We start from the raw sequence: 14,848 nt of genomic DNA on the forward strand, positions 1-14,848 counted from the left end.
ACTCCCCCTGTCGTGGTGGTGCGCGGACTGTCGTCGTTCTCCGCCGACACCGTACCTACGCCGACCTCAGGTAGTGGTCGAGGACCCGGACGCCGAAGTGCAGGGCGTCCACGGGGACGCGTTCGTCGACGCCGTGGAAGAGGGCGCCGTAGTCGAGGTCCGGGGGCAGCCGGAGGGGCGAGAAGCCGTACCCGGTGATGCCGAGCCGGGAGAACTGCTTGGCGTCCGTGCCGCCGGACATGGTGAACGGCACGACGTGCCCCGCGGGGTCGAAGCGCTCGACGGCCGCCCGCAGTTTGGCGAAGGTCGGCGAGTCCACCGGGGCTTCCAGGGCGACCTCGCGGTGATGGAACTCCCACTCCACGTCCGGTCCGGTGAGCCGGTCCATGGTCGCGGCGAACTCCTCCTCGGTACCCGGCAGGGTCCGCCCGTCGATGTACGCGACGGCCTGGCCCGGGATCACGTTGACCTTGTAGCCGGCTTCGAGCATCGTCGGGTTCGTGCTGTTGCGCACCGTCGGCCGGACGAAGTCGGCGGCGGGTCCGAGCTTGTCGAGGAGGAGGTCGACGTCGAGGTCGGGCGCGCTCGTGTCGACGTCGAGGCCCTGCAGCGCGGCGAGTTCGGTGAGGGCGGCGCGGACGGTCGTGGTGAGCCGGACCGGCCAGGTGTGCGAGCCGATCCGGGCGACGGCGTCGGCGAGGCGGGTGACGGCGTTGGCCGTGTTCACCTTGGAGCCGTGGCCGGCCCGGCCGTGGGCGGTCAGCTTGAGCCAGGCGGTGCCCCGCTCCCCGGCGGCGATCGGGTAGAGCGTGGTGCCGGGGTGCGGATGGAAGCTGAACGCCCCGGACTCGCTGATCCCCTCCGTACACCCCTCGAAGAGCGCGGCGTGCCGGTCGGCGAGGAAGCCGGAGCCGTCCTCGGCGCTGGCCTCCTCGTCCGCGGTGTAGGCGAGGACGATGTCGCGGCGCGGCCGGACGCCCTGCCGGGCCCAGGAGCGGACGACGGCCAGGACCATCGCGTCCATGTTCTTCATGTCGACGGCGCCGCGCCCCCACACCACGCCGTCGCGGACCTCCCCGGAGAAGGGGTGGACGGTCCACTCGGCGGGGTCGGCGGGCACCACGTCCAGATGGCCGTGGACGAGGAGCGCCTCGGCCGAGGGGTCGGTGCCGGGGATGCGCGCCACGACGTTGGTGCGGCCGGGGGTCCGCTCCAGGAGGGTGGGTTCGATCCCGGCGGCGGCGAGCCGCTCGGCGACGTACTCGGCGGCGGGCCGCTCGCGGCAGTCGCCGCCGCCCCGGTTCGTGGTGTCGATTCGGATGAGCTCGGAGGTGAAGGTGACCACCTCGTCGAGCGCTGTCGTGTCCGGGCTCCGGACCTCCTCAGCCATACTGCTCCTCCACCGCGGCCGAGACGATGGTCGTGACCGCCTTGAACGTGCGGATTGCCTCGTACATGGTCTCGCTGGTGTACGTGACACGGCGCTCCCCGCTCCGCGCCACGCCGGGAACCACCGTGGCGGCGGCGCCCAGGTGCTCGGCGTCGAACTCCAGCTCCACGGTGAACGGGCCGCCCCGGACCGGCGCGTGGCGCACGGCGAGCGCGGTCCCGGTCTTCGCCGCCGCCCGGATGTCGGAGGCGGTCCTGGCGGGGGTCCGGCACACGGCCGCGTACCGCGAGACGTAGTCCTTGACGGCGACCTTGGGCGCCTCCGGCGCGTACCCCAGGGCGTCCTCGCAGGTGAGGTCGTCCCCGGTGACGAGGACGACGGGAACGCCGTACTCCGCGACCACGTGGGCGTTGAGCAGTCCCTCGCTCGCGCGCTCGCCGTCGAGCCAGACGCCGGTGATGGAGTTGGCGAGGTAGGTGTGTGCCAGGACGCCCTCGGTCCCGGCGCCGGTGTGGTAGCCGACGAAGGCGATGCCGTCGACGTCCCCGTGCTGGACGCCCTCGACCATGGAGAGGGACTTGTGGCGGCCGGTCAGCATCTCGACCCGCTCGTCGAGCCGCTCCAGGAGCAGGTTCCGCATGGACCAGTGCGCCTCGTTGACGAGGACCTCGTCGGCGCCGCCGTCGAAGAAGCCCAGCGCCGCGGCGTTCACGTCCGAGGTGAACATCGCGCGGCACCGCTCCCACTGGGGCGTGCCGGGCAGGACGTCGGCGGGCCAGGTCACACCGGTCGCGCCCTCCATGTCGGCGCTGATGAGGATCTTCATGTCTGGCACCGTACGCGCCGCCCGGCGGCGTCACCACCCCTGTGGAAAACCGTCGTTGGAGTGGACCACTGACGCTCACCGGGACGGCGTACGGATCACCCCGGCGGTTCCGGATACCCCCTGGGGTCCTCCTCCCCCAGACGGCTGAGGGCGGCCGCGGCCCGCGCCTCGGGAGGGGTTCCGGGGTGGCGGCAAGGCGGCGAAGACGGCCTGTTCGCGGACGGGGGTCGCGGCGAGCGCGCGCTCCATCCCGACGGCGGCCCGCTCGGGGTCCGGGTCCGCCAGGAAGGGACGGAGGAGGCCGGGGAGGGCGAGGCGCGCCTCGCGGGCACCGAGGCCGGCGGCCGGATCACGCGGTGGGCGCGCGCTCTCGGGCAGGGGCAGCCCGCCGTGGGGCAGTGGGGCGTCGGGGGCGGAGTCGCGCAGGCCCTCGGCGTACGCGTACAGGGAGGGTGCGAGCGTCGGGCGCTCGTACGGTGCGCTCATCGCGCGGGGTGGGACTCGTTTCCACAGGTCATGGCGGCATCCTGTCCACCAGCCTCCCGCCGCGCCATCGGTTTTCCGGTGCCCGGTTCTTCCGAATCGGGCGAAACTTCACCAAGGGGTGCGTATAGGCTGTCGGCCGCAGTTCCCGTACCCGACTTCCCGGAGTGCTCTCGGTGACCATCGCCCTCGACCCGTCCGACACCTCCTCCACCGTCCCCGCGCCCGCCGCTCCCCAGTCCCCTACGGGGGAGCGGCCGGACGCGTCGGGCGAGTTCTGGGTGCAGCAGCCGGAGCCGCAGACGCAGGCGGCCCCGGAGGCGGAGACCCCGGCGACCCCGGCGGACACGGCCCCGGAGCCGGGTCCCGTGCCGGAGGCCCGGGAGGCCGCCGAGCTCGGCGCGGAGGACGACCCCGCCGACCCCGCCGACCTCGCCCCCGCCGCGGACCTCGACCCCGTCGTCGTCCGTGACGCCCTGGACTTCGGGGTCTACGCCAGGACCGGCGGCTGGACCTTCGCGCTGAAGGTGGCGCGGAGCGTCCGGCCCGGCGGCCAGCCCGCGGAGGGGACGGCCGCGACGAAGGTCTCCGCGAAGGCCTTCGCCCGGCTCGCGGGGTGCTCCCCCGAGCGGGTCATGCGGTACTACAAGGCCTGGGACATGGCGGCCGACGACGGTCTCGTCCCCCAGTTCGAGGTGCTCGTCCCGGGCGAGGAGATCGAGCTGCCGGACGCCGACGTCTGGCTGTCGTACTACACCTCGCGCAACAGCGCGGCCTCCGTGCGCGGCCAGGCGATCAGCGCGGCGGCCGAGGCCGAGGGCATCCGGCCGACGAAGGCCCTGGAGGTCGCCGAGAACCCGACGGCGCTGCGGGCCGCGATCCTCGCCGACCCGGGGACGGCCGAGGCGGCGCGCGGCGCGCTGCTCGACCGGATGAGGGAGGACCCGGCCCTCCAGACCGAGATGGCCCGCGCCATCGCGCGCACCGACGACCTGAAGAAGGCGGTGGCGAGCGAGGCGAAGGCGGCCGACCGCATCGGGTACGTCCGCCAGATCGTCGAGAACGGGCAGATCAAGACCCCCGCCGGGCAGACCGTGGAGGCGCCGGCCGAGCTGCGCGCCGAGGCGGAGCGGCATCTGTCGCTCCTCGACGAGCTCGACGACTCCGAGGAGGCGGGCGAGTGGGCCGGCGAGGCCTACGACGCGGTGAAGGGCCTGGTCGCGAAGGCGGTCGAGGAGGATCCGGCGCTGCGTGTGCAGGAGCGGCGGACGAAGTTCTACAACAGCCTGCAGAAGGCCACGAAGGTCTTCGAGGAGCTGACGCTCGACGAGGTGATGGAGGAGGACATCTACGAGGCCGACATGCTCCAGCGCCTCGAAGCCCTTCAGGAGGCGATCGGCACCTGCATCAGCGCGCTGCGCAAGGCGACGACCACCCCCTGACGACCGCGTCCCGCTCCCCATGACGGCCGCGTCCCGAGGGCGGCCGCCCCCTGCGGCGGGTCGGTCAGTCCTGGTGGCCGAGCTGGAGGTCGCGCTCGGTGCGGCCTCCGCCGGCCATCTGGAGGACGGTCGCGACGGGCGGGTAGCCGGCGGCGATGACCGTGTACTCGCCGGAGGACAGGTCCACGAACCGGAAGGTGCCGTCGGCCCCGGTGGTGAGGGTGTCGACGACGTTGCCCGCGGCGTCGAGCAGGGTGACACGGGCGTCCTCGACGGGGCGCCCGCCGCCGGCCCGCACCGTGCCGCGCAACACCGCGCCGCCGGCCAGTTCGATGTCCTGGCGGGTCTCACGGGAGGACTGGACGCTCACCGGGAGCGCGGCGGGCCGGAAGGCGGGGGCGCTGGCGGCGAGGGTGTACTCGCCCGCGACCAGTTCGGAGATGACGTACCCGCCCTCGCGCCCGCTGCGGGTGGAGGCGACGACCTCGCCGCGTACGTCGGTGAGCGTGACCGCCGCGTCCCGTACGGGGGTCCCGTCGGCGGTGACGACGCTGCCCGCGAGCCGCCCGGCGCCGCCGAGGACGACGTCGAGGTCGACCGGCCGGTCGCCGACGGTGACGGAGACGGCTTGGGGCTGGTGTCCGCCGGCCGCCGCGATCAGGACGTACGCGCCGCCGCCGGGGACGCTCAGCGCGTACCGTCCGTCCTCGCCGCTGGCACCGCGGCCGACCTGCCTCCCCTGGACGTCGATGAGGGTGAGGGCGGCCCGGGGGACGCGGCTGCCGTCGTGGTGCTGAACGGTGCCGCAGACGGGGAGCCCGGAGTGCGGCGGGGCCGCGGAGGCGGGGGGCGCGGGGGCCGCGTGGCGGGCGTGCGGAACGGCCTGGACGCCGCCGAAGCCGTCCGCGTCGGTGGCCTCGGTGGTGGGGCTGTGGTGGGACACCAGCGGTTTCTCCTTGAGGAAGAAGGCGAGGACGAGGCCGAGCACGAGGACCGGCACGAGGTAGAGGAAGATCCGCGGCATCGCGTCCGCGTACGCCTGGATGTAGGCGTCGCGCACGGCGGGCGGCAGGGTGTGCACCGTCTGCGGGGTGATCGACTCGGCGGGTGGCAGGGAGGTCGCGCCGCCGGACAGTACGCCGGCGAGCCGGTCGCCGAGGGCGTCGTCGAGCCGGGAGGCGAAGAGGGTGCCGAAGACGGCGGCGCCCACGCTGCCGCCGATCTGGCGGAAGTAGTTGTGGGCGCTGGTGGCGGTGCCGAGGTCGGCGGGGCGCACGGAGTTCTGCACGGCGAGGACGAGGACCGGCATGACGAGGCCGATGCCGGTGCCGAGGACGGCCTGCCAGAGGCTGTGCTGGAGGCGCGGGGTGTCGATGTCCATCCGGGAGAGCAGCCACATGCCGAGGACGGAGAGGGCTCCGCCGGCCACCGGGTAGATCTTGTAGTGCCCGGTGCGGCTGATGAGCTGGCCGGAGACGACGGAGGCGAGGACGATGCCGCCCATGAGGGGGAGCATCAGCAGGCCGGACTCGGTGGCGCTGGCCCCCTCGACCATCTGCAGGAAGCTGGGGAGGTAGCTGGCGGCGCCGAAGAGCGCGATGCCGACGACGGCGCCGACGAGCGCGGTGACGGTGAAGACCGGGTCGCGGAACAGCCGGAGCGGGATGAGCGGTTCGGGCGCGACGTGCTCGACGACGAGGAAGAGCAGGGTCGTTCCGGCGGCGCCGCAGGCGAGGGCGAGGACGACGCGGGAGTCCCAGGCGTACTCGGTGCCGCCCCAGCTGGTGAGCAGGACCAGGCAGGTGGAGGCGGCGGCGAGGAGCAGGGCGCCGAGGACGTCGAAACGCGCGCGTGCCGTGGGCTTGGGGAGTTTGAGGACGACGGCGACGACGGCGAGGGTGACGAGCCCGAAGGGCACGTTGAAGTAGAAGCACCAGCGCCAGGAGACGTGGTCGGTGAAGAAGCCGCCGAGGAGGGGGCCCGCGACGGAGGCGAGGCCGAAGGCGGCGCCGATCAGGCCCATGTACCGGCCGCGCTCCCGGGCGGGGACGATGTCGGCGATGATCGCCTGGACGCCGATCATCAGGCCGCCGGCGCCGATGCCCTGGATCGCGCGGAAGGCGATGAGTTCGTCCATGCTGCGGGACCAGCCGGCGAGGCCGGAGCCGATGACGAAGACGACGATCGCGAAGAGGAAGACGCCCTTGCGGCCGAGGAGGTCGCCGAGCTTCCCGTAGATCGGCAGGCCGATGGTGGAGGTCAGCAGGTAGGCGGTGATCGCCCAGGACATCCGGTCGAGGCCCTGGAGTTCGCCGACGATCTTCGGCAGGGCGGTGGCGACGATCATCTGCTCCAGCGCGGCGAGGAGCAGCGCGAGCATCAGGCCGCAGAAGACGAGCCGGACGCGCCGGGGATCGAGGTGGTCGGCCGGTCCGGAGTGGGGCGGGGGCTCGATGCCGGCGGGTGGGGCGGCCGGCTCCGCGCCCTCGGAGGGCGACGTGCCTTCGCCGCCCGCGGCACCTTCGGTGTGTTTCGCCATCGTGATCGCGCCCACGGATCTGCTCCCCTCGTCGCGCGTCTGCGCCGCGCCATTCTTCGCATTGGGCGCGAAGCGGGAGCAAGTCGGGCGGTACGGGAGGTCAGTGGCGTCCGAGGCGGCGAACGAGCCCGCGCGACGGCGCACTTGGGTCGCTCATCAGCGTGTTTGCGAGAAGGCCCGCGCCCCCCGGCGCACGCGGCGCCGGTACGGGGGGTGCGGGCGATCCACTCGAATCGGTGAACGCTCCGGGCGTTACTTCTCGACCTCGTCCGCCAGCTTGGCGAGAACGGCGTCGTAGATCCGGCCGAGGCCCTTGGGTGCGAAGGTCCGCTCGAAGAAGCCGCCGACGCCGGTGGCGCCGTCCCAGACCGTGGTGACCACGGCACGGGACTTGCCCTCGCCGGCGGGGGTCACGACCCAGGTGGTGACCATGGAGGAGTTGCGGTCCTTCTCGACGAGCTGGCCGTCGGTGGGCTCGGTGACCTCCAGGAGGCAGTCGCGGACGCGCTTGCTGGTGGCCTGGAGCTTCCAGTGGACGAGGGTGCCCTCGCCGTCGCCGCCCTCGCGCACCTCGTACTCGCTGAAGTGCTCGGGGAGCAGCTTCGCGCGCGTGCCGCTGTAGTCGGCCAGCGCGTCGAACACCGTCTCCGCGTCCGCGGCGATGATCCGTTCCGTGGTGGCCTCGACCTGCGCCATTGACTTCCTCCAGCTCGTGGTTCCTCAGGGGGTGCGGGCCAAGCGAACCACGTGGGCTCCGGGGCGCGAAATCCGGGTTGCGACGATCAAGGGAACATGTGTTCTATTCTGGTCGAACGGCCGAAGCAGAGTCACCGAGGAGGCGTCCATGCGCTGGGACAATCTGGGCGACACCCCCGCCGCTCCCGCCGACATCACCCTGTTCGGAACGGACGCGGTGACCACCCGCACCTTCGACACCCCCGAGTTCCGGGGCATCACCTTCCACGAGGTACGGGCCCGCTCGATCCTCAACCGGGTGCCGGGCGCCTCACGGATGCCGTTCGAGTGGACGGTCAACCCGTACCGGGGCTGCACGCACGCGTGCGTGTACTGCTTCGCCCGCAGGACGCACAGCTATCTCGACCTCGACACCGGACTCGGCTTCGACTCCCAGATCGTCGTCAAGATCAACGCACCGGAGGTACTGGCCCGCCAGCTCGCCTCCGCCCGCTGGCAGGGCGCGCACATCGCGATGGGCACCAACGTCGACTGCTACCAGCGGGCCGAGGGCCGCTACCGCCTGATGCCGGGCATCCTCACGGCCCTGCGCGACCACGCCAACCCCTTCTCCATCCTCACCAAGGGCACCCTGATCCTGCGCGACCTCGAGCTGCTCACCCAGGCCGCCCGGGTCACCGAGGTCGGCATCTCCGTCTCCGTCGGCTTCACCGACCAGGAGCTGTGGCGCACGATCGAACCCGGCACCCCCTCCCCCCAGCGCCGCCTCGACGTGGTGCGCACACTCGGCGAGCACGGCATCGACTGCGGAGTCCTGATGGCCCCGGTGGTGCCCTTCCTCGGCGACCGGCCCGAGCAGCTGCGCGACACCGTGCGCGCGATCGCCGAAGCCGGGGCGAGTTCGGTCACCCCGCTCGTGCTCCACCTGCGGCCAGGCGCCCGCGAGTGGTTCACGCAGTGGCTGCGGCGCCACCACCCCGGCCTGGTGCGGCGGTACGAGCGGATGTACGGGGACGGGGCGTACGCGCCGACCTGGTACCAGCGCCGGATCACCCGTCAGGTGCACGAACTGGCAGCCGAGTTCGGTATCGGCCCGGCCCACCGGGGAGGGACGCGCCGGACACCCCTGCCCGAGGAACCGGAGGCGGCGACGGCCCCGGAGCAGCTCACCCTGCTCTGACGGGTCGACAGACGGACGTCGTCACTGACGCCGACACAGACACCCACACCGACACCGACACCGACACCGACACCGACACCGACACCGACGAACCCCCCTGACGGGTCAACAGCACGCCTGACACGCCGTCGGATCCTCCTCTGTTCGGGTCAACTCTGGGCGAAACAGGTCCCGCCGCGCCCCGCACGGGACACAAACGCCCCATGACTCCACGCGCAGGAATGCTGATCGCCGCAGGAGCGCTGGTCGCCGGGACGGTCACCGTCCTGCCCGCCACGCCCGCCGGCGCCGGCGAACCGACCCCCCGCCCGCTCCTCCCGCTCGCCTGGACCGACTGCGCCACGAAGGCGTACCCGAAGCTCCAGTGCGCCACCCTGAAGGTGCCGCTCAACCACGACGACCCGGCCGGCCGGACCGTCACGCTCGCCCTCACCCGGGTCCAGCACACCGCGAAGACCTTCCAGGGACCGCTGCTGGTGAACCCGGGCGGGCCCGGTGGCAGCGGCCGTGGCATGGCCGGGTACGTGGCGGCCTCGCTGCCGGCGAAGGTGGCCGCCGAGTACGACGTCATCGGCTTCGACCCGCGCGGGGTCGGCAAGAGCGAGCCCGCGCTCGACTGCCGGCCCGGCCACTTCGCGCCGGTCCGCCAGGACTCGGTGCCGAGCGGCGCCGCGGACGAGCGGGCGGCCGTCGAGCGGGCGCAGGCCTTCGCCTCGGCCTGCGGCAAGAAGTACGCGGACGTGCTGCCGTACATCGACACCGTCAGCACCGCCCGGGACCTGGACGTCATCCGCCGTGCCCTCGGCGCCCCGAAGATCAACTACCTCGGCTACTCGTACGGCACCTACCTGGGAGCCGTCTACGCGCGCCTGTACCCGGACCGGGTGCGGCGCATGGCGCTCGACTCCGTCGTCAACCCGCACGGCGTCTGGTACGAGGACAACATCGCGCAGGACTACGCCTTCGACACCCGCCACAAGGCGTTCATGGCCTGGGTGGCCGAGCAGGACGCCGTGTACGAGCTGGGCACCGACCCGGCGGCGGTCGAGGCGGCCTGGTACCGGATGCGCGACGCGCTGCGCGACGCCCCGGCCGGCGGGAAGGTCGGACCGGGCGAACTGGAGGACACCTTCCTGCCCGGCGGGTACTACAACGGCTACTGGCCCCGCCTGGCGAGCGCGTTCTCCGCGTACGTCAACGACGCGGACGCGGAGCCGCTGAAGGAGGCGTACGAGCTGTACGGCGAGGCGGACGCCGCCGCCGACAACGGCTACTCGGTCTACACGGCCGTGCAGTGCCGGGACGCGGGCTGGCCCCGCGACTGGAACGTCTGGCGCAAGGACAGCTGGGACGTCCACGCGAAGGCGCCCTTCTCCACCTGGAACAACGCCTGGTACAACGCGCCGTGCGCCTTCTGGCCGGTGGACTCGCTGACCCCGCCGGACGTCAGCAACGACCAGGTGCCGCCGGTCCTCGTCCTCCAGGCGACGGACGACGCGGCGACGCCGTACGAGGGTGGGGTCGCCCTGCACCGGCTGATGCGCGGCTCCAGCCTGGTCGTGGAGGAGGGCGGCGGGAACCACGGGGTGACGCTCGGCGGGAACGCCTGCATGGACGAGCACCTGACCACCTACCTCGCCACGGGGACGGTCCCGCGCGGCGAGGGCGACGCCGAGGTGGACGCGGTCTGCGCCACGCTCCCGGCCCCGGAGCCGGAGCCCGCGACCCGGGCCGCGAAGAGGGACGCGAAGAAGGACGCCAGGAAGGACGGGACCGCCCTGCACGGGCTCCTCGGCCACGTCCGCTGACCCACGCCCCTCGACGACGGACGACGCCGTCACTCGACGTACCGGGTCGGCGGACGGACGGCAAAAGCACCCTCCGGCAGTGCCCGCGACCCCGGGGTCGCGGGCACTGTCAGTGCGGTGCGCGAGGATGTGGGACATGACGAGCCACCTCACCCACGTCCCCGCTCCCGAGGGCATCGCCCCCACCCCGCAGTACAGCCACGTCGTGTGGGGGACGGGACGCTTCGTCGCGATATCCGGCCAGTGCGCGTACGACGCCTCCGGCGCGGTGGTCGGGGTCGGGGACGCGGTGGCTCAGGCCCGTCAGGTCTTCGCGAACCTGGAGCGTTGTCTCGCCGCGGCGGGCGCCGGGTTCGGGGACGTGGTGAAGCTGACCTACTTCGTCACGGACGTGGCCCATCTGCCCGCGATACGGGAGGCCCGGGACGCCCACTTCGCGGGGGCGCCGCTGCCGGCGAGCTCCGCGGTGCAGGTGGCGGCGCTCGTGCGCCCCGAACTGCTCGTGGAGATCGAGGCGTTCGCCCTGGTTCCCGAGCAGCGGCAGGACTCCGGTGCGGACACCCGGACCGGCACCGGCACCCGCCCCCTCCTCCGGTCAGTGGGCGGTGCCGAGCCGTCCCAGTGACCGTTCGGCCGCGGCGCCCAGCCGGGGGTGCGGGAGCGCGGCCTCCAGCGCGGGGCGGGCCCGGGGGTCGCCGAGGGCGCCGAGTCCCTCGACGCAGGCGAGGCCGACCCGCCAGTGGGGGTCGTCGGCCGGCAGGCGCCGTTCGAGGACGGTGATCAGGGCGGGGACGGACTCGGGGGCGCGGAGGTCGGCGAGCAGCCTGATCGGCAGCAGGGCGTAGGCGACGCGGAGTTCGTTGGTGGCGAGGGTGGCGGCCGCGCGGGCGGTGCGCGGGTCGCCCAGCCGGGTCAGGGCGTGCGCTGCGGTGACACAGCGCTCGGGGTCGCGGTGGTTGAGGAAGAGCACCAGGGCCTCGAAGGCGCGGGGGTCGCCGGCGACGCCGAGGGTGTAGGCGGCGATCTCGCGGGCCCAGAGGGGCTGGCCGGGTGCGGTGAGGACGTGGTGCAGCTCCTCGGGGTCGGCCGTTTCCGTGAGATGTTCGAATGCCGTCGGGACCGCTCCGGAGTCATTCTCGATCTCGTCCCGCAATCGATCGATCATCGAGCAGAATTCCGGATCCTCGGCGCATTCCATGAATCCGAGCCTATCCGCGATCCAGATCACATTTTCTCAACTTCCCGGGACTGGCGCGCTCGTTACCCGCCGGTTAGTCTCAGGTGAGCGGGACACCACCCGCACTTCTCACAACGGCCTGGTGACGCAGCCGTTGTGGGCGTTTCGTCGGTTCGGCAGTTCGACGTGGCTCCGGGACAGAGTCCGTCGCCCCTTTTCACCGGGCACCGCCCTTTCTTTCGGGCCTTCTCCCGTGTGTTCTCCCGCGCGACTTTCCACTTCGTGCAATTCCGCGGCACCACCCGCGCGCACCGCTCTCGCACTGCCCTCAGTCGTCACTCTTCCTCTCTGGAGTCCCCTGATGGACACCCCTCTCTCCACCATCGCCGTCGTCGGTCTCGGCACCATGGGCACCGGCATCGCCGACGTCCTCGCCCGGGCCGGCCGCGAGGTCATCGGCATCGACATCAGCGACACCGCCGCGGCCCAGGCCGTCGCCGCCCTGGAGGCCTCCACCGCCCGTGCGGTGGCCCGCGAGCGGATCACCGAGGAGGAGCGGCAGGACGTCCTGGCCCGCTTCCGTACCTTCTCCGACCTCCAGGCGGCCGCCGACGCGGACCTCGTGATCGAGGTCGTGCCCGAGTCGTACGAGGCGAAGCACGAGGTCTTCCGGGCCCTGGACGGGATCGTCCGGCCCGGCACGATCCTGGCCACCGGGACGAACGCGCTCTCCGTCACCCGGCTCGCCGCCGACTCGGCGCACCCCGAGCGCGTCCTCGGCCTGCACTTCTTCACCCCGGTCCAGGCCATGAAGCTGGTCGAGGTGGTCTCCTCGGTGCTGACCGACCCGCGGGCCGTCGACGCCGTCACCCAGCTCGCGCAGGACCTCGGCAAGGAGCCGGTGGCGGTCGGCGACCGGGCCGGTTTCATCGCGGACGGGCTGCTCTTCGGATACCTGAACCAGGCCGCCGCCATGTACGAGGCCAAGTACGCCTCCCGCGAGGACATCGACGCGGCCATGCGGCTGGGCTGTGGCCTTCCCATGGGGCCGCTGGCGCTGCTCGACCTGATCGGCGTCGACACGGCCCGTACGGTCCTGGAGGCCATGTACGCGGACTCGCACGACCGGCTGCACGCCCCCGCCCCGATCCTCAAGCAGCTCAGCGAGGCCGGTCTGACCGGCCGCAAGTCGGGCCGCGGCTTCTACACGTACGAGGCGCCGGGCTCCGGCGAGGTGGTGCGGGACGCGCTGACCCCGCTCGGCGCGGCGGAGGCCGGCGGCGGCCGTGAGGTCCGCTCGGTCGGCGTCGCCGGTTCGGGCACCATGGCCTCGGGCATCGCCGAGGTCTTCGCCAAGGCCGGGTACGAGGTCGTCCTCGCCGCCCGTTCCCAGGAGAAGGCGGACACCGCCAAGGCCCGGATCGCCAAGTCGCTGGCCCGCTCGGTCGACAAGGGCCGGATGACCGGCGAGGCGCGCGACACGACGCTGGCCCTGATCACCCCGGCGGGCACGCTCGACGCCTTCGCCGAGGTCGACCTGGCGGTCGAGGCGGTCGCCGAGGACCTGGAGATCAAGCAGGAGCTGTTCGCGCGGCTCGACAAGATCTGCAAGCCGGGCGCGGTGCTGGCCACCACGACCTCCTCGCTGCCGGTCGTGGCCTGTGCCCGCGCCACCTCGCGCCCGCAGGACGTGATCGGGATGCACTTCTTCAACCCGGCGCCCGCGATGAAGCTGGTCGAGATCGTCCGTACGGTGCTGACCGGCGACGACGTCCACGCCACCGTGCGCGAGGTCACCACGAGGATCCGCAAGCACCCGGTGGACTGCGGCGACCGCGCCGGCTTCATCGTGAACGCGCTGCTCTTCCCGTACCTGAACAACGCGATCAAGATGGTCCAGGAGCACTACGCGACCCTGGACGACATCGACGCGGCGATGAAGCTGGGCGGCGGCTACCCGATGGGGCCGTTCGAGCTGCTGGACGTGGTCGGCCTGGACGTCTCGCTCGCGATCGAGCAGGTCCTGCACCGCGAGTTCCGCGACCCGGGTCTCGCCCCGGCCCCCCTTCTGGAGCACCTGGTGGCGGCGGGCTGCCTGGGCCGCAAGACGGGGCGCGGCTTCCGCGAATATGCCCGACGCTGATCCCGGAGCGACCGGCTGGGGCGGCCTGCTGAGTCCCCCGGGCACCGTCGGTGTCCCGGGGTTCTCCCCGCCCCCACCTGGGCACACTCTCCCTCCGATGCAGTACGTTCGGACCATGCCCAAGGCCGCGAAGACACCCCGTGCCACGTCCCCGTCCGACGCTCCGGAGAGCGCGGCGGGCACTCGCGCCGCCGCCCAGCGGCTCAAGATGCGCCGGGAGCTCGCCACGGCCGCGATGGAGCTCTTCGCGACCAAGGGGTACGAGGCCACGACGGTCGACGAGATCGCGGCCACGGCGGGGGTCGCGCGGCGGACCTTCTTCCGTCACTTCCGCTCCAAGGAAGAGGCGATCTTCCCGGACCACGACGACACCCTGGTGCGGGCGGAGGCGGTGCTGAACGCGGCGCCTCCGCACGAGCACCCGCTGGACACGGTGTGCCGGGGCATCAAGGAAGTCATGAAGATGTACGCGGGGTCCCCGGCGGTCTCCGTGGAGCGCTACCGGCTCACGCGTGAGGTGCCGACCCTGCGGGAGCGGGAGATCGCCTCGGTGGCCCGCTACGAGCGGCTGTTCACCCGGTACCTCCTGGGGCACTTCGACGAGCGTGATCACCACGACGGCAACGACGACCCGCTGCTCGCCGAGGTGGCGGCGTCGGCGGTCGTGACGGCCCACAACCACGTGCTGCGCCGCTGGCTGCGGGCGGGTGGTCAGGGGGATGTGGAGTCCCAGCTGGACCACGCCTTCGCGATCGTCCGGGAGACCTTCGGCTCGGGGATAGGCGCGGGCCGGCCGGCCCCCTCCTCGTCCTCCTCTCCGCAGGCCGAACCCGTTCCGGCCGTGCGGGCCTCCACCACGGGTGACGTGGTGGTCGCGGTGGCCCGTACGGACGCTCCGCTCGACGAGGTCATGCGGACGATCCAGCAGGCGCTCGGGACGGCCTGAGCCGCCTCTCCAGGGCCTGCGTGCCCCTTCCACGACGTGGGCCGCCCCCGGATCCGGGGGCGGCCCACCGTGCGTTCTCCCAGTTCAGGGCGGTGTGAGGGGCCCATTCGATCGATCATCGCTCATCTGTGACCAGGAGATTGCATCTGAGTGAAATTGTTGGCACGCAGTGCCTTGTCAGGTGACACGGCGTGCCATACGTTGATGTTGTCCGGGCG

The 14,848-nt window shown here is 72.6% G+C and carries 12 protein-coding genes; 6 read left to right on the forward strand and 6 right to left on the reverse strand.

Annotated elements, in window-relative coordinates:
* Positions 1-55: 55 nt before the first annotated feature.
* From ACRRSS_RS24355 to ACRRSS_RS24365, 3 genes are all read right to left on the reverse strand, one after another.
* Positions 56-1,390 carry a M20/M25/M40 family metallo-hydrolase gene (locus ACRRSS_RS24355; protein ID WP_435973250.1) on the reverse strand — a complete coding sequence of 445 codons (1,335 nt, stop codon included), beginning with the start codon at positions 1,388-1,390 and terminating at the stop codon, positions 56-58.
* Positions 1,383-2,216, reverse strand: a complete 834-nt coding sequence (locus ACRRSS_RS24360; protein ID WP_351901334.1) for a M55 family metallopeptidase — start codon at positions 2,214-2,216, stop codon at positions 1,383-1,385. Before ACRRSS_RS24360 ends, ACRRSS_RS24355 begins: the two co-directional genes overlap by 8 nt.
* 75 nt (positions 2,217-2,291) lie before the next feature.
* Positions 2,292-2,702, reverse strand: a complete 411-nt coding sequence (locus ACRRSS_RS24365) for a hypothetical protein (protein ID WP_435973251.1) — start codon at positions 2,700-2,702, stop codon at positions 2,292-2,294.
* A gap of 173 nt (positions 2,703-2,875) precedes the next feature.
* Here ACRRSS_RS24365 and ACRRSS_RS24370 point away from each other — a divergent pair, with 173 nt between their 5' ends.
* Positions 2,876-4,141, forward strand: a complete 1,266-nt coding sequence (locus ACRRSS_RS24370; RefSeq protein WP_435973252.1) for a hypothetical protein — start codon at positions 2,876-2,878, stop codon at positions 4,139-4,141.
* 64 nt (positions 4,142-4,205) lie between these two features.
* Here ACRRSS_RS24370 and ACRRSS_RS24375 read toward each other — a convergent pair whose 3' ends face one another.
* Complete coding sequence (locus tag ACRRSS_RS24375; protein WP_435973253.1) at positions 4,206-6,695, reverse strand: MFS transporter; 2,490 nt, start codon at positions 6,693-6,695, stop codon at positions 4,206-4,208.
* A 237-nt stretch (positions 6,696-6,932) separates the two neighbouring features.
* Positions 6,933-7,376 (reverse strand): SRPBCC family protein, encoded by a 444-nt coding sequence (locus tag ACRRSS_RS24380; RefSeq protein ID WP_351901340.1) that lies wholly within the window; start codon positions 7,374-7,376, stop codon positions 6,933-6,935.
* Positions 7,377-7,524: 148 nt separating this feature from the next.
* Here ACRRSS_RS24380 and ACRRSS_RS24385 point away from each other — a divergent pair, with 148 nt between their 5' ends.
* The 3 genes from ACRRSS_RS24385 to ACRRSS_RS24395 all read left to right on the forward strand — a co-directional run bounded on the left by ACRRSS_RS24385 (position 7,525) and on the right by ACRRSS_RS24395 (position 10,989).
* Complete coding sequence (locus ACRRSS_RS24385) at positions 7,525-8,556, forward strand: Rv2578c family radical SAM protein (RefSeq protein WP_435973254.1); 1,032 nt, start codon at positions 7,525-7,527, stop codon at positions 8,554-8,556.
* Between the two features lie 203 nt (positions 8,557-8,759).
* Complete coding sequence (locus ACRRSS_RS24390) at positions 8,760-10,364, forward strand: alpha/beta hydrolase (protein ID WP_435973255.1); 1,605 nt, start codon at positions 8,760-8,762, stop codon at positions 10,362-10,364.
* Between the two features lie 136 nt (positions 10,365-10,500).
* Positions 10,501-10,989: a RidA family protein gene (locus ACRRSS_RS24395; RefSeq protein WP_435973256.1), complete on the forward strand. Its 489-nt coding sequence runs from the start codon at positions 10,501-10,503 to the stop codon at positions 10,987-10,989.
* On the opposite strand, the gene ACRRSS_RS24400 is transcribed toward ACRRSS_RS24395, so the two are convergent.
* Positions 10,960-11,562, reverse strand: coding sequence for a HEAT repeat domain-containing protein (locus ACRRSS_RS24400; protein WP_435973257.1), 603 nt, complete (start codon positions 11,560-11,562; stop codon positions 10,960-10,962). The two genes, ACRRSS_RS24395 and ACRRSS_RS24400, sit on opposite strands and share 30 nt — an antisense overlap.
* A gap of 340 nt (positions 11,563-11,902) precedes the next feature.
* Here ACRRSS_RS24400 and ACRRSS_RS24405 point away from each other — a divergent pair, with 340 nt between their 5' ends.
* Positions 11,903-13,684 (forward strand): 3-hydroxyacyl-CoA dehydrogenase family protein, encoded by a 1,782-nt coding sequence (locus ACRRSS_RS24405; protein WP_435973258.1) that lies wholly within the window; start codon positions 11,903-11,905, stop codon positions 13,682-13,684.
* 115 nt (positions 13,685-13,799) lie between these two features.
* Positions 13,800-14,630, forward strand: coding sequence for a TetR family transcriptional regulator (locus ACRRSS_RS24410; RefSeq protein ID WP_435973259.1), 831 nt, complete (start codon positions 13,800-13,802; stop codon positions 14,628-14,630).
* Positions 14,631-14,848: the final 218 nt, after the last annotated feature.

This window comes from Streptomyces sp. Qhu_M48 (assembly GCF_051305195.1).
Lineage (GTDB): Bacteria > Actinomycetota > Actinomycetes > Streptomycetales > Streptomycetaceae > Streptomyces.